The 19,189-nt window shown below is 58.9% G+C and carries 11 protein-coding genes; 8 read left to right on the plus strand and 3 right to left on the minus strand.

Annotated features, from left to right (window positions below; translation table 11 throughout):
• Positions 1 to 6: 6 nt before the first annotated feature.
• From prmA to J3D54_RS05130, 7 genes are all read left to right on the plus strand, one after another.
• Positions 7 to 885 (plus strand): 50S ribosomal protein L11 methyltransferase, encoded by an 879-nt coding sequence (gene prmA, locus J3D54_RS05100; protein ID WP_253416953.1) that lies wholly within the window; start codon positions 7 to 9, stop codon positions 883 to 885.
• Between the two features lie 30 nt (positions 886 to 915).
• Positions 916 to 2,154, plus strand: a complete 1,239-nt coding sequence (locus J3D54_RS05105; RefSeq protein WP_253416954.1) for a DUF3426 domain-containing protein — start codon at positions 916 to 918, stop codon at positions 2,152 to 2,154.
• Positions 2,155 to 2,339: 185 nt separating this feature from the next.
• Complete coding sequence (dusB, locus tag J3D54_RS05110; protein WP_253416955.1) at positions 2,340 to 3,350, plus strand: tRNA dihydrouridine synthase DusB; 1,011 nt, start codon at positions 2,340 to 2,342, stop codon at positions 3,348 to 3,350.
• On the plus strand, positions 3,347 to 3,667 hold the full coding sequence (gene fis / locus J3D54_RS05115; protein ID WP_007907419.1) for a DNA-binding transcriptional regulator Fis: 321 nt from the start codon (positions 3,347 to 3,349) through the stop codon (positions 3,665 to 3,667). The genes dusB and fis overlap by 4 nt, the downstream gene beginning before the upstream one ends.
• Before the next feature lie 81 nt (positions 3,668 to 3,748).
• The gene (gene purH / locus J3D54_RS05120) at positions 3,749 to 5,356 is read left to right on the plus strand and encodes a bifunctional phosphoribosylaminoimidazolecarboxamide formyltransferase/IMP cyclohydrolase (protein WP_253416956.1); all 1,608 of its coding nucleotides are present in this window, start codon (positions 3,749 to 3,751) and stop codon (positions 5,354 to 5,356) included.
• A gap of 155 nt (positions 5,357 to 5,511) precedes the next feature.
• A complete protein-coding gene (purD, locus tag J3D54_RS05125; protein WP_253416957.1) occupies positions 5,512 to 6,807 on the plus strand; it encodes a phosphoribosylamine--glycine ligase in 1,296 nt (431 codons plus the stop codon).
• Positions 6,808 to 6,906: 99 nt separating this feature from the next.
• On the plus strand, positions 6,907 to 9,684 hold the full coding sequence (locus tag J3D54_RS05130) for a hybrid sensor histidine kinase/response regulator (protein ID WP_253416958.1): 2,778 nt from the start codon (positions 6,907 to 6,909) through the stop codon (positions 9,682 to 9,684).
• On the opposite strand, the gene J3D54_RS05135 is transcribed toward J3D54_RS05130, so the two are convergent.
• Both J3D54_RS05135 and J3D54_RS05140 read right to left on the minus strand, forming a co-directional pair.
• Positions 9,672 to 10,409 (minus strand): hypothetical protein, encoded by a 738-nt coding sequence (locus tag J3D54_RS05135; protein ID WP_253416959.1) that lies wholly within the window; start codon positions 10,407 to 10,409, stop codon positions 9,672 to 9,674. The two genes, J3D54_RS05130 and J3D54_RS05135, sit on opposite strands and share 13 nt — an antisense overlap.
• A 58-nt stretch (positions 10,410 to 10,467) precedes the next feature.
• On the minus strand, positions 10,468 to 11,253 hold the full coding sequence (locus J3D54_RS05140; RefSeq protein ID WP_253416960.1) for a hypothetical protein: 786 nt from the start codon (positions 11,251 to 11,253) through the stop codon (positions 10,468 to 10,470).
• 252 nt (positions 11,254 to 11,505) lie between these two features.
• Here J3D54_RS05140 and J3D54_RS05145 point away from each other — a divergent pair, with 252 nt between their 5' ends.
• Positions 11,506 to 12,102, plus strand: a complete 597-nt coding sequence (locus J3D54_RS05145) for a MarC family protein (RefSeq protein ID WP_007937197.1) — start codon at positions 11,506 to 11,508, stop codon at positions 12,100 to 12,102.
• 14 nt (positions 12,103 to 12,116) lie between these two features.
• Here the strand turns inward: J3D54_RS05145 and J3D54_RS05150 are convergent, their stop codons facing one another.
• On the minus strand, positions 12,117 to 19,040 hold the full coding sequence (locus tag J3D54_RS05150; RefSeq protein WP_253426500.1) for a TcdA/TcdB pore-forming domain-containing protein: 6,924 nt from the start codon (positions 19,038 to 19,040) through the stop codon (positions 12,117 to 12,119).
• Positions 19,041 to 19,189: the final 149 nt, after the last annotated feature.

Here is a 19,189-nt window from a genome sequence, read left to right on the forward strand (position 1 = left end):
CCCGCCATGCCTTGGCTGCAAGTCCGTCTCGCCATCAGCCCAGAACAAGCCGAAACCTACGAAGACGCTTTCCTTGAAGTGGGCGCCGTGTCGGTGACCTTCATGGACGCCGAAGATCAGCCAATCTTCGAACCGGAACTCAACACCACGCCACTGTGGTCGCACACGCACCTGCTGGCCCTGTTCGAAGGCGGCACCGACGCGGCCAGTGTGCTGGCCCACCTCGAGTTGCTGACCGGGAGCCCGCTGCCCGAGCATCACAGCGAAGTGATCGAAGACCAGGACTGGGAACGCAGCTGGATGGACAACTTCCAGCCAATGCGCTTCGGCCAGCGCCTGTGGATTGTCCCGAGCTGGCACGCCGCCCCCGAGCCGGACGCGGTGAACCTGCTGCTGGATCCGGGCCTGGCGTTCGGCACCGGCACTCACCCGACCACCGCACTGTGCCTGGAATGGCTCGACGGCCAGGACCTGAAAGACTGCAACGTGCTGGATTTCGGCTGCGGCTCGGGGATTCTGGCGATTGCCGCCCTACTACTGGGCGCCAAGCAAGCCGTCGGTACCGATATCGACGTGCAAGCCCTGGAGGCCTCCCGCGACAATGCCGGACGCAACAACATCGCCGAAGAGCTGTTCCCGCTCTATCTGCCGGAAGATTTGCCGCAGGTTCAAGCCGACGTGCTGGTGGCCAACATTCTTGCCGGCCCGCTGGTTTCCCTCGCTCCGCAACTGTCCAGCCTGGTCAAGCCAGGTGGTCGCCTGGCGCTGTCGGGCATCCTTGCCGAACAAGGTGAAGAAGTCGCCGCCGCCTACGCTCGCGATTTCGATCTGGACCCAATCGCCAATCGCGACGGCTGGGTACGCATCACTGGCCGTCGGCGCTAGAATGAGCGCCTGCATAAACCGGATTGCCGCATGACCGATAGCTTCGTCACCCAGTGCCCGCATTGCCAAACCAGCTTCCGCGTCAGCCATGCACAGTTGAGCGTGGCCCGTGGGGTGGTTCGTTGCGGCTCGTGCTTGCAGGTGTTCAACGCCGCCAGGCAGCTGCTTGAGCAGCGTGCCGGCAAGGAAGCGGTAAAACCGGTTGCATCGGCGCCCGTAGAACCGCCGGTACAGCGGGCCATCAGCCAAAAGCAATGGACCGCTGCCGAAATGGATCTGGACAGCCTGGACCTGGACGAAGAACTCGCCCGGCTCGAACAGCGGGAAATCCAGCCGACGACGGAATTCGGTCGCCCCCGCGAAGACAGCCTCAGCGCTCGCCGCGACAGTGCCGAGCACGACGAACCCCCTTGGTCCGACAGCCTTTTTAGTGAATCGGCCGCCGATCGCGCACAAATCGCCGACGTGCAGACGCCAGAACCGATGATCGAACCGACGATCGAGCCAAGCAAACACTCGCGCACCGAGCCTTCGCTGTCCATGGAGCCCATGCCACTGGACGATGAGCCCGAGATACAGCAGCTGCGCCTGCACGACCCGCTCGACGCCCCGATCCCTTTTGGCAGCCTGTCGGCGAAAACCGATGACGATGAGATCGACGATGACCTGCCTTCGGTCGAGCCTCTGCGCCAGCGCCGTGAACGCAGCGAACCGGCCCTGCGCGCTGAAGTGCTGCAGGACCTGACCGACGACCCGTTGCAACTGGATTGGCAAAGACGTCGCTCCCCCTGGGGTCGGCGCTTTTTCTGGTTGCTGCTGATCCTGCTCGGCGCCGCCGGCCTCGTCGGCCAATACGTCGCCTACCACTTCGACGAACTGGCGCGCCAGGACCAGTACCGTCCGTGGTTCCAGCAACTGTGCCCGCACATCGGCTGCACAGTGCCGTCCAAGGTCGACATCGCGAAAGTCAAAAGCAGCAATCTGGTGGTCCGCAGCCACCCGGACTTCAACGGTGCGCTGGTGGTCGACGCCATCATTTACAATCGTGCACCCTTCTCCCAGCCGTTCCCGCTGCTGGAGCTGCGCTTTGCCGACCTCAACGGCCACCTGATCGCCAGCCGTCGCTTCAAGCCCGGCGAATACCTCAACGGCGATCTCGAAGGCCTGGCGGAAATGCCGCCGCAAACGCCGATCCACATCGCGCTGGACATTCTCGACCCAGGCCCCAAAGCGGTGAACTACAGCCTGAGCTTCCATTCGCCGGAGTGAAACCCTCAAGCGTTGCAGGCTTGACGGCAGTTTCCTGACTCAGGCCGCTCAAACCAAACCTCTGGCGATAACGAATTAGCTGTTCAGATTTTGTTCAATTCAGCCTTTATCCAGTCATCGAGAGCGGGTATCATGCCAACCCTTTTTCGAACTCTCATGATCCGGCCCCACAACAGGGAAGTCCTATGTCGGCGGTACGCATCGGTCCATATACATTGCACAACGGCTTGATCCTCGCCCCCATGGCGGGTGTCACCGACCAGCCCTTTCGTCAGCTGTGCAAACGATTGGGCGCAGGACTTGTAGTCTCGGAAATGGTCACCAGCGACATGAGCTTGTGGAACACCCGCAAATCGCGGATGCGCATGATCCATGAAGGCGATCCCGAGCCCTGCTCGGTACAGATCGCCGGCGGAGATGCGCAGATGCTGGCGGATGCGGCCCGGGCCAACGTCGAACTGGGTGCACAGATTATTGACATCAACATGGGCTGTCCGGCGAAGAAGGTCTGTAACAAGGCCGCCGGTTCCGCACTGTTGAAGGATGAAGCATTGGTGACCGAGATCCTTCAGGCCGTGGTGGCGGCAGTCGATGTGCCGGTCACCCTGAAGATCCGCACCGGCTGGGACCGGGCGAACAAGAACGGTCTGACGGTGGCGAAGATCGCCGAACAGGCAGGCATTACGGCGTTGGCGGTGCATGGCCGCACCCGTGCCGACCTGTACACCGGCGAAGCTGAGTACGACACCATTGCCGCGATCAAGCAGGCGGTGTCGATTCCGGTCTTCGCCAATGGCGATATCGATTCGCCCGAGAAAGCCCGGTACGTGCTCGACGCGACGGGTGCCGATGGCCTGTTGGTGGGCCGGGCTGCCCAGGGGCAGCCATGGATTTTTCGTGAAATCGACCATTATCTGCGTACCGGTGAAAAACTCCCGGCACCGGAACTGATCGAGGTGGAATGTATTCTGCTTGAGCATCTGGCCGCGCTGCATGCCTTCTATGGCGACGTCATGGGCGTGCGCATAGCTCGCAAGCATGTGGGCTGGTATCTCGCAACCTTGCCGGGCGCCAGGGAGTTTCGCGCCCACTTCAATCGTTTGGAAGATACGGAAGCACAATGCGCCTACGTTCGGGGCTTCTTCGCCGAGCGTTACAAGAGCCTGATAGGGGACGGAGAAGGGGTGGCCGCATGACGATGATGACCGAGACTTTAGTGAGTGGAACAACACCCGTGAGCGACAACGTGAATTTGAAACAGCACCTCAATACACCGAGCGAAGAAGGTCAGACCCTTCGCGGGAGTGTCGAGAAGGCGCTGCACAATTATTTCGCCCACCTTGAGGGCGCTGCCGTCACGGATGTGTACAACCTGGTGCTCTCCGAAGTCGAGGCTCCCCTGCTCGAATGCGTGATGAACTACGTCAAGGGCAACCAGACCAAGGCCAGTGAGCTGCTCGGGCTGAACCGGGGCACCCTGCGCAAGAAACTCAAGCAGTACGATTTGCTGTAAGCATTCAATCAAACCAGAAAGGCGCCCGCGTAAAACCGGCCGCCTTTTTTGCTGACTCCTTTGCTTTTGATGGAAATTGAGATGACCGACCAGACCACCCGCCTGCCGATCCGCCGCGCCTTGATCAGCGTTTCCGACAAGACCGGGATCCTTGAATTCGCCAAAGAGCTCGAAGCCCTGGGCGTAGAGATCCTCTCCACCGGCGGGACGTTCAAGCTGCTGCGCGACAACGGCGTTGCCGCAGTGGAAGTCGCGGACTACACCGGTTTCGCAGAAATGATGGACGGCCGGGTGAAAACCCTGCACCCGAAAATCCACGGCGGGATCCTCGGTCGTCGCGGTATCGACGACGCCATCATGAACGAACACGGCATCAAACCGATCGATCTGGTAGCGGTCAACCTGTACCCGTTCGAAGCCACCATCAACAAGCCAGGCTGCGACCTGCCGACCGCCATCGAGAACATCGATATCGGCGGCCCGACCATGGTTCGTTCGGCGGCAAAAAACCACAAAGACGTGGCCATCGTGGTGAATGCCAGCGATTACGCCAACGTTCTGGAAAGCCTCAAGGCCGGCGGCCTGACCTACGCTCAGCGTTTCGACCTGATGCTCAAGGCCTTCGAACACACCGCCGCCTACGACGGCATGATCGCCAACTACATGGGCACCGTGAACCAGGCGGCTGAAACCCTCTCGACCTCCGGCCGCAGCGAATTCCCGCGCACCTTCAACAGCCAGTTCATCAAGGCCCAGGAAATGCGCTACGGCGAGAACCCGCACCAGAGCGCAGCGTTCTACGTTGAAGCCAAACCTGCCGAAGTCGGTATCGCCACCGCGACCCAACTGCAGGGCAAAGAGCTGTCGTACAACAACGTGGCCGACACCGACGCCGCACTGGAATGCGTGAAGAGCTTCGTCAAACCGGCCTGCGTGATCGTCAAGCACGCCAACCCGTGCGGCGTGGCCGTGAGCCCGGACGCCGAAGGCGGCATCCGTCAGGCCTACGAACTGGCCTACGCTACCGACACCGAGTCGGCGTTCGGCGGCATCATCGCGTTCAACCGCGAGCTGGATGCTGAAACCGCCAAGGCTATCGTCGAACGTCAGTTCGTCGAAGTGATCATCGCCCCATCCGTCAGCGCAGAAGCTCGCGCCATCGTGGCAGCCAAAGCCAACGTACGCCTGCTGGCCTGCGGCGAGTGGTCGGCTGACCGCGTTCCGGCCTGGGACTACAAACGCGTTAACGGCGGTTTGCTGGTACAGAGCCGCGACATCGGCATGATCAGCAGCGAAGACCTGAAAGTGGTGACCAAGCGCGCCCCGACCGAGCAGGAAATCAACGACCTGATCTTTGCCTGGAAAGTCGCCAAGTACGTCAAGTCCAACGCCATCGTCTACGCCAAGAACCGTCAGACCATCGGTGTCGGCGCCGGCCAGATGAGCCGCGTGAACTCGGCGCGCATCGCCGCGATCAAGGCTGAACACGCAGGCTTGCAGGTGCAGGGCGCTGTCATGGCGTCGGATGCCTTCTTCCCGTTCCGCGACGGTATCGACAACGCGGCCAAGGTTGGTATCACTGCGGTGATCCAGCCAGGCGGCTCGATGCGTGATGCTGAAGTGATTGCTGCGGCCGACGAAGCCGGCATCGCGATGGTCTTTACGGGCATGCGGCACTTCCGTCACTAAGTACCCGATCCACTGTAGGAGTGAGACTGCTCGCGATAGCGTCCTTTCAGACACATTGAATCTGACTGTAACGCCGTCATCGCGAGCAGGCTCACTCCCACAGAAAAGCATCTCTGCGGTGCTCCCCAGAATTAGCGTCATCCGAGGTTTTTGAAATGAATGTTTTGATCATTGGCAGCGGTGGCCGTGAACACGCCCTGGCCTGGAAAGTGGCTCAGGATCCGCGCGTGCAGAAAGTGTTCGTTGCCCCGGGCAACGCCGGCACCGCCATAGAAGCCAAGTGCGAGAACGTCGCCATCGACGTGCTGGCCCTTGAGCAACTGGCTGATTTTGCCGAGAAGAACGTTTCCCTGACCATCGTCGGCCCGGAAGTGCCGCTGGTTGCAGGCGTTGTCGATCTGTTCCGCTCCCGCGGCCTGGATTGCTTCGGCCCGACCGCCGGTGCCGCGCAACTGGAAGGCTCGAAAGCCTTCACCAAAGACTTCCTCGCGCGCCACAAGATCCCGACCGCCGACTACCAGAACTTCACCGAGATCGAGCCAGCCCTGGCTTATCTGCGTGAAAAAGGCGCACCGATCGTGATCAAGGCCGATGGCCTGGCCGCCGGCAAAGGCGTGATCGTGGCCATGACATTGACCGAAGCTGAAGACGCGGTGCGCGACATGCTCGCTGGCAACGCGTTTGGCGATGCCGGTTCCCGCGTGGTCATCGAGGAGTTCCTGGACGGCGAAGAAGCCAGCTTCATCGTCATGGTCGACGGCAAGAACGTGCTGCCGATGGCCACCAGCCAGGACCACAAACGCGTCGGCGACGGCGATACCGGTCCGAACACCGGCGGCATGGGCGCTTACTCCCCGGCACCGGTCGTCACGGCCGAAGTCCATCAGCGAGTCATGGACCTGGTGATCTGGCCAACCGTGCGCGGCATGGCCGAGGAAGGCAACATCTACACTGGTTTCCTCTATGCCGGCTTGATGATCGACAAGGCTGGTAACCCAAAAGTTATCGAGTTCAACTGCCGTTTCGGCGATCCTGAGACCCAACCGGTGATGCTGCGTTTGCAATCGAGCCTGGTGTTGCTGGTCGAAGCGGCCCTGGCGCAAGCGCTGGACAAGGTCGAAGCACAGTGGGATCCACGTCCGAGCGTCGGTATCGTATTGGCCGCTGGCGGTTACCCGGGTGACTACGCCAAAGGCGTAGCCATCAACGGTCTGGATGCAGCCGCGGTACTGGAAGGCAAAGTCTTCCACGCCGGCACTGCACTCAAGGACGGTCAGGTGGTGACGGCCGGTGGTCGGGTGCTGTGCGCAACCGCCATGGGCACCAGCGTCGACGCAGCCCAGCAGCAGGCTTACAAACTGGCGGCTAAAATCGACTGGGAAGGCTGCTTCTATCGTAAGGACATTGGCTACCGCGCCATTGCCCGCGAGCGTGGCGAAAATCAGGAATAAGCCATCCATTCGGCCAGGCAAGGGCTTGCAGCCCTTGCCGGACTATTCCGGCGCCGCGCATAGTTATATTCTGGCATCAACCTACGAAGGGATTTCGCCGTGCGCTGGCTCAGGATTGCCATAGGCTTCACTGTCACTCTGCTGACCTTGCTCTGCATGCTCCCGGCCCAGGCCACGCAAGGCAGTGGCTGGGCGGTATTGCTCGACGAACAGGGCGACCTGCAGCTGAGCGACATCCGCTCCAGCCGCTACACCAATCAATTCAGCCCCATCGAACTCGACCGCCTCACCGCGGCCGGGCCCGAGGGTGCGCTTTGGGTGCGTTTCAGGCTGGCGCCCGGCAAACACGAACAGTTGCTGAGGGTGTTCGCACCAGACCTGTCGCACCTCAATCTGTATGTGCTCGACGGCGATCAGCTGATCGATCAATTGAATACCGGCACCGGGCAGCCTCAGGATGAGCGCCCCCTGCCCAGCAGCGACTTCATGTTGCCGCTGCCACAAAGCGACAAAACCCTCGACATTTATATGCGACTGGTCTCAGAACACCAGTTGCGGCCTTACATCACCCTGCAATCGGCGGTCATGAGCGCAGCCACTCAGAACCAGACGCTGATCTACGGTCTGCTCTTTGGCTGTCTCGGGATGCTGATCCTGCATAACCTGACCCGCTACACCTACACCCGCTCGCGCAGTAGCCTCTGGCTGGCAGCGTGTGAAGGGTTGCTGCTGCTCAGCCTGGTGCTACTGCTGAACCTGGCCCGACCATGGTTGCCGAACGGGTCCGTCGTACAAACACCCGGCGCCTATCTCGCCTTGCTGCTGACCGCGCCTTGCGGCCTGATGTTCGCCTACCGCTTCTTCGCCCCGCTCGGCCCACATCCGCTGAACAAACTGCTGCTGGGGGACATCCTGTTCATCGTGGTCTGCGGCCTGCTGTTGTTGTTCGTCAACACGTTGCCGCTGAACCTGATCACGTACGCACTGGTTGCCCTGGCCGGCCTGAGCATGTTGTTCGTCAGTGCCCATCACTGGCAAAAAGGTTATCGCCCGGCGCGCCTGTTCGTGGCGGCCATGGTGGTGTTCAACCTCGGCACGTTGATTATCCTGCCGGCGCTGCAGGGGCTGACCCTTGTCGCCCCGCAAGGCCTGATCATCACCTTGCTGGTGTTTATCTGCATCAGTGGCCTGTTGATGAGTGTGGCCCTGGGCGAGCGACAGCGGAGCATCACCGAAGACCGCTTCAGCGTCAGTCGCGACCTGGCTGCCAGCAATGCCGAAATCAACGCCAAGGCCGAATTCCTGGCGAAAATCAGCCATGAAATCCGCACCCCGATGAATGGCGTGCTGGGCATGACCGAACTGCTGCTGGGCACACCGCTGTCGGTCAAGCAGCGCGACTATGTGCAGACCATCCATAGCGCCGGCAACGAACTGCTGACGCTGATCAACGAAATTCTCGACATCTCCAAGCTCGAGTCCGGGCAGATCGAGCTGGACGACGTGCAGTTCGACCTCAATGCCCTGATCGAGGACTGCCTGAGCATCTTCCGCGCCAAGGCCGAACAACAGAACATCGAGCTGATCAGCTTTATCCAGCCACAGGTACCGCGCGTCATCAGCGGTGATCCGACGCGCCTGCGCCAGACCCTGCTGAGCCTGCTGGAAAATGCTCTGAAAAAAACCGATGAAGGCGAGATTCTGATCGTTGTCGCCCTGGATGAACGCAGCGCCAAACCACGGCTGCGCATCGCCGTGCAGGACAGCGGCCAGCCGATGGAGGCTGAAGAACGCGACGCACTGATGCACGCCGAGCTGCACAGCAAGCATTTCCTTTCGGCTACCAGCCTGGGGGGCAATCTGGGGCTGGTGATTGCCCGTCAGCTGATCCGTTTGATGCAGGGCGAATTCGGCATCAAGAGCGGCGCCAACCAGGGCAGCACATTGTGGTTGACCCTGCCACTGGACCCAGACCGTCTCGAACATCCGACCTCGGACCTGGACAGCCCGTTGCAAGGCGCACGCGTACTGGTCGTGGACGACAACGACACCTGTCGCAAGGTGCTTGTGCAGCAGTGCAGCGCCTGGGGCCTGAACGTCAGCGCCGTACCGTCCGGCAAGGAGGCGCTGGCGCTGCTGCGTACCAAGGCCCACCTGCGCGATTATTTCGACGTGGTCCTGCTGGACCAGAACATGCCCGGCATGACCGGCATGCAACTGGCCGCCAAGATCAAGGAAGACCCAAGCCTGAACCACGATATTCTGCTGATCATGCTCACCGGCATCAGCAATGCGCCGAGCAAGATCATCGCGCGCAACTCCGGGATCAAGCGCATCCTCGCCAAGCCTGTGGCCGGCTACACCCTCAAGACCACCCTGGCGGACGAACTGAACCAGCGCAACAACGGCCCGGCCACCTCGCAGCACCTGCCCACAGGCCCTACCCTTCCGGTCAAGGTGCCCAGCGATTTCCGCATCCTGGTCGCTGAAGACAACAGCATTTCGACCAAGGTCATCCGCGGCATGCTGGGCAAGCTCAACCTGCAACCGGATACCGCCAGCAATGGCGAAGAAGCCTTGGTGGCAATGAAGGCCCAGCGTTACGACCTGGTGCTGATGGACTGCGAAATGCCGATCCTTGACGGCTTCTCCGCCACCCAGCAATTGCGTGCCTGGGAAGTCGGCAACCAGCGGATTCGCACCCCCGTGGTAGCGTTAACCGCGCACATCCTCGCCGAGCACAAAGAGCGCGCGCGTCAGGCCGGCATGGACGGGCACATGGCCAAACCGGTCGAGCTGTCGCAGTTGCGCGACCTGATCGAGCATTGGGTTGCGCAACGTGACCAGCAGAATCGAGCGACGGCTCAAACCTCCTGAGCAGCCTTGTGGTGCGATTCGATCAGACCCGAAGCGTCGTCGGTCAGACTCTGCATCGCAACCTGGCCCTCAAGCTTTTCCCTGATCTTGAAGGCGACAGCCTCACGCGCAGGACCGTAGAGGACTTCGGACAGATTGGCCCGAGCATAACGCATGCTGACAGTGCCTTGCACATCCTCGGCCCGATACAGCTGCGCCAAAGGATTGGGGCTAATCTCCAGGGGAGTCCTGAACTCCAGGTACACGCTTGTGACCGAGGTCGGCGTTCTCGCCAGAATCACCAGCAGACGCACAACCTTGGGTGGCGCAGTCACTTCAGTCGATTCATCTGCGGACGCTTTTTGCATGTGACTGCGCAGCAAGTTCATTGCAGGTTCAGTGCCCGAGACACTCGCCACCCGTGCCAATGTCGCGGCAGCCACTCGCCCTTCGCCCGGAGCACCTTTTGCCATCGCTGCGGCAACCCAGTCGATCGCAGACTCGCCACTGTGTTCGGTGATAAGCCTTTCCTCTCGTGCCTTTATCTGCCGCAGCCAGAAATCATCCAAAACGTTTACATAGACGTTGTACCAATCAGCCGTCGGGTCTTTCTCAACCTGTTTATTGGCAACCAATTGCGCCAGGAATACTGAGTTGACCAAATCATCATGACCTGCCAACCCATCAGATACAGGAACAATCACGATAGCAGCCCCAACAACCGCCACTGAATAATCACAACTCATAGTATTCCCTCGTTAATAAAAAAGGGCAGCCAATAATCGGTTGCCCTTCCTCATTCAATTAGATGTCATAGTCAGTAATTTTGCCGGCATGTTCGATAAGTCTGGTCGCAATAACTTCACGAGTGGCTTTGGCGAGCAGATCATTTTTTTCAAATACTGCCTCACCGCGATACAGTTTCACATCACGAGTATCCACATCCACAAACAGCACTTTGGTCGACGTGTTCCTGCGTAAAAACCGCACCGCACCGAGGGCCATCGTGGCGACGCCATTATTTTCGGTGCACGCACCGGCCGCGATTCCGCCTACGCCATGTGCCAACAAATTTCGCTCATAAGCAGTCAGTGCCGTATCGCGCTTTTGCAGGGCGGAAATTGCATCCCCCGCCACTTTCAGCATCAATGCAGTCGTCGGACCAGGCAGCGCAACGCCAGCGACCACCGAGCCCAGAATCTCCAACACCAGTTTGTCCATGCGAACACTGGTCCCGCTGACATTCAAGTCGTTGTAGTAAAGGCTGGTGCTCGACCAACCCGCTCTGCTCATGACTTCCTTAAACAGCGCATACCACTCTTTGCCCTGGAAGTCCTGCGGAAATGCCTTGTTCGCTGCAAGGGTCGCATACAGATAGGCATTCTGCGCATCCGACCGGTTCTCCCCACTGAGGCCGGCGCTAAAGGACAACACGCCTTCGCCCACAATAGAGGCTTTCGACGGTTCGTCAACGTTGTCACCCACCGAAAACATACTACGAGGGTGAATAGTCATATCACCAATATCATATTCCCGCAAAGATTGAATACATTCAGAAATATAGCGCTCACTAACGACTTGGTTATTCACAACAGATTCCTTTCAAATACATAAGCAAGTTCCCCATGAACTTGCGAAAGAAACAATAACCAATAAAGCCAACATCGACAAATGCAAACATGTAACAACATATCCAACTACCCTATTAAATCAAGACCACACTCTTAGTTCAGGGCAACGCCAACGAAGACAAAAACAATAAAGTCTTTAAAACCGGATACCCACCCGCAATTGTCGACTGATAGACTTCGCCTCACCACTCTCTTGCTGCGAGCCGAAACCATGCTCCATGTGTTATTCAGCGTTTACCTGAAAATGCTAGTGCTCTACAGCCCGTTCTTCGTGTTGTCCTGCTTCATCAGCCTGACCCGGGGTTATTCACGCAAGGAACAACGACGTCTGGCCTGGAAGGTGGCCACTGCCACGCTGGTGTCCAGTGTCTTGTTGTACCTGTTCGGGCGAGTGATTTTCAGCGTCTTCGGCATCACTGTGGACGCGTTCCGCATCGGCGCCGGCAGCGTGCTGTTCATTTCGGCGCTGGGCATGGCCCAGGGTAAATCGGCGGTGCAGACCGACAACGTGCAGCAGGACGTGACCATCGTCCCGCTGACCATTCCCTTGACCGTTGGCCCCGGCACCATCGGTGCCCTGCTGGTGATGGGCGTGAGCCAGCCGCATTGGGACGACAAGCTCACGGCCATTCTCAGTATTGCCCTGGCCAGTTTTACGGTCGGCGTAGTGTTGTATCTGTCGAACCGCATCGAGCGGATTCTGGGTGACCAGGGGTTGCAGATTGTCAGCCGGTTGATGGGATTGTTCGTGTGCGCTCTGGCGGCACAGATTATCTTCACCGGGGTGAAAGGTTACCTAGTGCCGTAAACAGCCAAGGCGCTCTAAAAAGCCGGTTCTGCGCGCGCCTCGATCTGATAATTCACCATCAGCTCCGTTAACGTTGCGCTGCCGGAAACACCTTGTTGCCTCAGCAATTGGGTCACTATTTCCGACACTGCACGCAATCGATAGCCGCTGAGTGCAAGGATCACGTCACCACGCAACGTCACATCCGATGAGTAAACACCGCGAAAAATCAGGCTGTGCCCGCTGTCCAGGCCGTTCATCACCAAGTGCTCATCGACCAGGCTGACCGATAACTGATCCATGATTGAGGCGTCCAGAATCAGCTTTCCCGGAATCAAGGGCGGTTGCTCAAGCGGATAACGACAATCGACGATGACCGATTCAAGTTTCAACCATGCCGCTCGGGTCAGTCGGCCAGTCGTTGTCCCTTGCCCCATTTTGAGCACCAGGATGCTGACATCATCGGCAATCAACGGCAGTAGGTCATTTCCCGTCTTCGGCCCCTCGACCACCAGGACTTCGGCGTTTCGCTGAACATACTCGAGCGGCCCGACCGAGCTTTGCTGCGGATAGGTGTGCAACAGACCATCCCCGTGTTCGTGCAGCATCACATTGGTTTGATGCCGGGTGCCCACCAGCGTGTAGGGCGCAGTAATGGTGGCTTTCGGAATTCGGATCAATCGTCCGGTCCGGACCACATACCATTGAAGGTTGTCAGGGTCTTTGACGGACAGAAAATCGGCGCATCGATGTTCGTTCGCCAGCGCCGCCAGCCCCTCACTCAATGGACCTTTCAGTGCAGCGACCCAGAGGCTGTCCACACCCGTAATCCGTACCGGTTCGTTGTGCTGTAAATCCACCTCGACGCCCTCGAAAGTCGTGGCCCTCAGGCCCGCGCCTTCCACCGTCACGTCGGTAAAGATCCAGGGCGCCCACTCCTGCATCGGGGTCGGCAATGCCTCTGCCTGCAAAAGGCTGGTTCCTTGGGCAAATGCCGTACTCAAATGTTTCGTATCGATAAAGCGCTGGCTGAAAATCCTGCCCGTTGAAAGATCAAATAACCAGGCAGCCTGATTGTCTGGAGCGATACTCAGCAACCGCACTTCTTTGCCATGGCCAAGATCCGCGAGCAACAGCCGATCGTCCAGGTACCAGGCACACAAACCGGCGCTCCCCGTGTAGCTGGTCAACCCGAGGAGGGCGAAACTCGACACCGGATATTGCACCGACACCGCCGGCAGTGCAGACCACCACTGGGGTCGATCCTTGAACCAGGTTTCGCTCAGCCCTCCCAGGCGTAGCGTGCCATCCGGCGTTACATTGAAGAACAGGCCGGAGTCGGTCAGGGCGAGGTAGCCCTGCTCAACCGCGACAACATTGGTCAGGCCCAAGGGGGTAATCTCTCTGGAAGACCAGTGCACGCGGCCATCGACCATCGACTTTTGCTGTCGTACGAGGCGTCGGTCGGGCTGGTCGCACGTCACAAACACCTCGCCCTCTGCCCCTGCAGGCGCAATCAGCAGAAGGTCATTCCGGATCGAACTCTTCCATCCCCGCTCACTGTGACGCCGGGCAGGCGGACGGATGATCAACCCGTCAACCTCGCGGACCCAGACCAGATCGTGCCACTTGTCTTCGAGCTGCCAACAAATCGAAACCAGTGCACCGGGACGCCAGTTCACGGTATTGACGGTCTCTGCCGGCAACACATATCTGCCCAGTACCTGCTTCCAGTCCTTGAGCGTGTCAGCCTGCAAAACGGTCTGCAGTGCAGGATCCCGACCCCGAGTGATCGAGCCGAGCAATGCTGCCCGGTCATGGATCAGGTAGGTCAGTTCATCGTGCGGGCCGTCCTTTCGCGTGAACTGCTGAACGATCTGGACGCCGCCATTGGCGACGGCTTCACAACGGACAATCGCCAAGTCATCGCCGACAAGCAAACGATAGTGTTGAGCCAGCGTTCCCGTCGTTGCATCTACCTGCCAGACTTCAAAACTCTCGGGATGATAGAAATACGCCGAGCCCTCGACCACTGCGCCCAACACAGCTTCATCGGCCAACAGCACATCCGGATCGCGTATGTATAGAAAACGATCCTGAGCCGAGTCGTAGTACGCGGCCACCTTCCTGGGTTCGTCCGGATTTTCGAATGGAACGACAAACTCATGAACCGGGGTATAAGGCATGGCCAGGCGATGTTCACGGGCCAATGACTTGAAGTGATCCAGCAATGCCTGTTCCCCGAGCGCCGGTTCGGCGTCCTCTTCGACCACCGCCAGGCGACGGGCAACAAGATCGATGCGCACGATCAAGTTACCCGCCAGTTTGAGCAACACATCGTGAACGCCGCCCCCCGTGAACTTCACCGCCAACGCGCCCAACACGAGGCTACCCGCGGGTTCTATCCGGACGTCTGTCTCCGCCAGCCAGGGAGCCAGCAGCACCCAGCGCATGGCCGTGTGACCCGGCGCATCCAGTGCAAGGCTCACCCCGGAATTGAGCAGCACGGAACATTGGGCGCCGGCACCTTCAATCCGGTAGGAAACCAGACCGTGCCATGCCTTGGGCAGTGCAGGCACCACCAGCGAGCGCTCAACGTTATCGAGACGGACGTTGAAAACCGTGGGTTTGTAGACAGGATTCAGCCGGTTGACCACATACTCGCCGGGAAACGAGTAGAACGAAAACAGGAACTGCCATTGCCCCTGTTCGTTTTTTTTCTCGAGCCGACGCGCCGTATCGAATCCACCGGCATGACGAAACGTGACAAACGGCAGCAACTTGTACTCATAGCCGTACCAGGTCTTGGGGGTGCAGGGCAAAACGATCGTCTGCCCGAGCAGTGGCGTAAAACGCGCCGAGTCCGGCAACTCAAGGCCCTGACGGATATCAAGGGCGCGGTTGTAATCCACATCGAAATCGGGAACCCCGAGATGGTCACGAAGCGGGAACAGCCTGGGGCTGTCGAAACGGACGCTGGAGGCGCGCAAATCAAGATCGGCGAATACCAGCAAGGGATGCGCAATCCAGGCATTCGAGGCCTTGTCCAGATGATAGCCACCCTGTAGATAGGCCTTTTCCAGCCCCTCAAAAAACAGGGCAACCTCTTTGGCTTCCTTGGCAATGGTGGCAAATCCCTCAGCCAGTGCAGCCACGCCCACCGCCAACCCGCCCAGAATCACCCCGGCCCCACCCAGCACCGCCGCCACGGTACCGGCGCCGGCCAATGCCGCCCCCAGCCCGGCGGCCGCCAACACGGCGCTTGCGGAGTCGAACGCCAACTGCGTCCCGAATTGCGCCTTCTCAATGTCATTGGTGGCATGGCTCAACTGGTAAATATCAAACCCGACATTCACCATCCCCAACACCGTGCCTACGCCTTCATTGACCACGTGCCCCAAAGCCTTCTGCACCAACGGTGCACTGGTGCGGGCGATGAGCTTTTCATCGTCCAGTGCCTGACGCACCAGTGTCACAACGCCAATCACATCCACCACGTTGCCATGAACCAATTGGGCGTAGTTGACGTAGGCATGCAGGCGAATCGCAGTGGTCAGTGCCTTGTCACCACCGCTGGCCGCGCCTTCATGATGACGCAGCGCATTCATCAAGGCCTGCACGGTGAAACCGGCATTGAGCGTATGGACGCTGCTCGCCTCCGTAAGCTCAGGCGAGCTCGCCGCTTCATGCGGTTGCGCTGCCAAGGTATGGAAGGTGTCCGAAAGGTAGTTCTTGATCCTCAGGAATCGAGGATCATCGGTGGTGACGCGCACAATGGTCTGCGCCGGATCGGTATCGACCAGACTGATTTTGTATTCGCCTGCCGGGGTGATCTCCAGGGTCTCGAACAACACAACGGCGCTCGACGACAGCCCGTGCCGCTCCTGCAACTGCCGTGTCGCCTGCGCGATCTGTCCACCCCACCCGTGGGCGTCCAGTTCCAGCAACGAGCTGCCCAGCACCCCATTGTTGACCAGCGACTGCCCTCGCGCGCTGGCCAGCTGCTGTCTTACCCGGAGCGCCTGTTCTGGCAGGCTGCCCGAGTCGGAAAGACTTGATACCAGAGCACCCGACGGCAGTACCTTTGCATTGAGCCGAGCGGCGTCGAGTTCAATCAAATCAAAGGCCGGACGAGCGAGCTCTCCATAAGCAGCGTAGGGCCGCGCCATCTCCTGGCTAACGAAAAAATGGCTCAATGCCGTGCTGAGCGCTTCAGCCGTATCAAATTCGAAAACACCAAAATTCGGATCGTAGAAATGATAGGTACTGCGCTCGCCAGCGAAACTTTTGGCCAACAGCATCGAGTGGTTATCCGAGTTGAGCATCAACGTGCCGCCGCCGGTTTTCTCTTCAAGCGTCGCGATCACCTGTGCCAGATCGGCGCGCACTACCGGCCCGCCGAGGTCATGCACGTCGACATCGCGAAGCTCTTCAATAAGGCTCACGAATGCATTCGATTCGCTGGTACCGGGCTCAATGACCGCCAGGTAAAACCGCCCACGAAGGATATTGCCCGCGTCGCTGCCCTTGCTGATCGCTGCCGCCATGGCCAATGCCAACGGGTAGCAACGCCCTGCGATCCGGTCACCGGCGCCCTGAAGCAACAAGTCCTGCGGCACCAGTTTAAAACTGCCTTGATCGAAGCTTTCCAGCACATCGGTCATGCGCTCGCTGATGCGGTCACGGAATTCGAGTTTTGCTACTTGCTGAATCCGGGCGACCTGGCGCCCCCATTGCAGCAAGGTTAGCGACTGCTCCAGCGCCTGCTTCTTCAGCTCAATGCTGGTCTCGGACAACGCTACGGATGGGGTCGAGGCACTGGCCAGACCCTCAACGAACGCAGGATGATTGGCTTTGAACAACTCCCGCTCAATAGCCCCGTAACGGTGAGACACGCCCAATTCAGACACACTGTTGGCGAGGTTCTCCAGCCGCGCGCGGACCTGATCAAAGTTGCGTTGATCCATGGCTCGCGCCCCCAGTATCGAGCCGATCAGCAACCGTTGCCGGGGGTCAAGCTGTTCAACCTGCAAAGTGCCTCGGCCGATTCGGTGAAGCAACTCATCCAGCGGCAAATCCCCGGTTACCGGTTCACCGACCAAGGACGGCGGTAGCGCGATCTCCTGCGCAAGGATGGATTGACGCTCGTCAAAACTTAGCGACAACGGCTTGTCGAAAGTCACCTCACCCGTGGTCCGCTGATTCATCGCTCGCCAAAAGGGTTCGCCAAGGTGGTGCGCCAGGGATTGCAGCAATTCGGTTGACAACACATGTCGACCTTCGATGATTGGCCAGCCCTGGTCGAAATGGATCGTCTGACTCTTTAACAACTGATCCACTTTACCCACATAACGCGCCTTGAATTGCCCGGCCTCCCAACGTTTTTTTTCGTTTTTTAGCCATTCGACGGTGTCACTTTCGTTTTCTTTCCAGGAGTGGTCCAGCTCCTCCTCGGTGGCCCGGTTCACCGTTACGCGGGGGTCAATAACCACATCCTGTTGCCAGGCCCCCGCGGCACGAGGGGTGAAATGCATTTTTGCGTAATCCGCCAGTGCATCGCGAATCGCAGCGGGCCCGGTCAGATAGATGGTCACTTCGCTTTGCGGGCGAATGCCGTCGCTGTAGTAAAAGGCTGCAGCTTTTGCCAGAAAATGCAGGGCGAACTCTTCTTCCGCTGGCAGAGCGTGAAAAGGACCGAACTGTTGTTCGACGACCTGCGACGCAATACGACTTATCGCCTCAACGTCCTTAGAGGCGACTTGGTTCTCCATGGCCAAGCGTGCTGTGGCATCAACGATCTCGTAGTTGAGCTTGAAACGATCCATCACGGCGCTCACCATCGCCGATCCGGGATGAGCCATTAGAAACGCATTGTTCAGGCTGCTCCGTTCGGCAACCGCTCGAAGTCCGTCCGGCCGAACGAGGCGTTCTTCGGGTGCGCGAAAAACACTATTCAACTGCGGTCGACTTTTAGCGAACCATTCCAGCGCCGGGCGATGTTCTACAGGGATACGCTCAAAGTAATTGGTGTACTTGCCTCTTAATGCCTCACGACCAGGCATCCATTGCGGGTTGTGATCCAGCAACAACTGCAAAATGCCCAGACGCTCATCGGTGCCGAATTGACTGATGTCTACATCGCCCAACATTTCATGAAGAGGTGGCAGGTTATCGACATCCGCATAACGTCCGCCTTCAGCCATCAAGGCCTCAATGCGCACCACATCGGAGGCCGCGGCAAAGTTGCCTCGTAGACTGATTTCCCGTTGGTAAATGGCCTGCATGTGCAACGGTGTTCCATTCGCGGCAAGATCACGCAGCTCCACGCCGCCTTCGCCCATTGCCGAGATACTCTGGCTATTCTTTTCCCGCAAGGCTTTCAAGGTCGATTCATTCTGGCCATATCCACGTACCAGAAGATCCATTCGTGCATCATCCGCGTTAACACCGCGCGCTACCGCTTTGTTGATATGTGCGAACATTTGTTGTTTGAGGACAATGGCCCGCTCCTCATATTTATCAACAAGATCAAGATACGATTCGCTGCGATGCCCGCCATTAAGCATCGCATCAGCCTTGGCGGCCTCGACAATGATCCGGTTGGTTTCATAGGCCAGTAAGGCGTCGCTGTCGTACCAGAGTTTTACGGCATAGCCCTGCCCGGCCAACACCTTGCTCCAGACATTAATGTAGTCGCACTGGATAGCTCCCAGGCCACCGCCAAGCCAGACAAAGTGTAGATTTTTCGGCACTTCGGTGGCCGCGGCACTCAGCTGTTCAATGCTGTTGGACAGGCGTACCTGAAAGCCTTCGACCCTGTTGCGGATCTCAGTCAGACCCGGAGCGGCGTCGCCCTGCTGTGCAGCTGGCCGTTCCATTCCCGCTGCGCGTCGACGCCGGCGCCCGGGTTCAACAAAAGACCCGAGGGCCTCGCGCAGCAAACCCAGCGGCGCAAACATTCTCGGGAAATCGAGCACAGCGATACACGCGAAGTAATATCGAAATACCGCGTCGTATTCGTCTGTGCCTTTATGCTCCTGTAACGCCTGTTCAAGATCGGAGAGTTTAAATAGATCAATAAAATTGACGTAGCCGTTCGCATGACGAG

The sequence above is a fragment of the Pseudomonas sp. GGS8 genome, from assembly GCF_024168645.1.
Classification (GTDB): Bacteria; Pseudomonadota; Gammaproteobacteria; order Pseudomonadales; family Pseudomonadaceae; genus Aquipseudomonas.

What these genes read in the sequence shown, in the direction of transcription:
- prmA (WP_253416953.1), top strand. Translation starts at nt 7, where the DNA reads ATGCCTTGGCTGCAAGTCCGTCTCGCCATCAGCCCAGAACAAGCCGAA.
- J3D54_RS05105 (WP_253416954.1), top strand. Translation starts at nt 916, where the DNA reads ATGACCGATAGCTTCGTCACCCAGTGCCCGCATTGCCAAACCAGCTTC.
- dusB (WP_253416955.1), top strand. Translation starts at nt 2,340, where the DNA reads ATGTCGGCGGTACGCATCGGTCCATATACATTGCACAACGGCTTGATC.
- fis (WP_007907419.1), top strand. Translation starts at nt 3,347, where the DNA reads ATGACGATGATGACCGAGACTTTAGTGAGTGGAACAACACCCGTGAGC.
- purH (WP_253416956.1), top strand. Translation starts at nt 3,749, where the DNA reads ATGACCGACCAGACCACCCGCCTGCCGATCCGCCGCGCCTTGATCAGC.
- purD (WP_253416957.1), top strand. Translation starts at nt 5,512, where the DNA reads ATGAATGTTTTGATCATTGGCAGCGGTGGCCGTGAACACGCCCTGGCC.
- J3D54_RS05135 (WP_253416959.1), bottom strand. Translation starts at nt 10,409, where the DNA reads ATGAGTTGTGATTATTCAGTGGCGGTTGTTGGGGCTGCTATCGTGATT.
- J3D54_RS05145 (WP_007937197.1), top strand. Translation starts at nt 11,506, where the DNA reads ATGCTCCATGTGTTATTCAGCGTTTACCTGAAAATGCTAGTGCTCTAC.
- J3D54_RS05150 (WP_253426500.1), bottom strand. Translation starts at nt 19,040, where the DNA reads ATGTTTGCGCCGCTGGGTTTGCTGCGCGAGGCCCTCGGGTCTTTTGTT.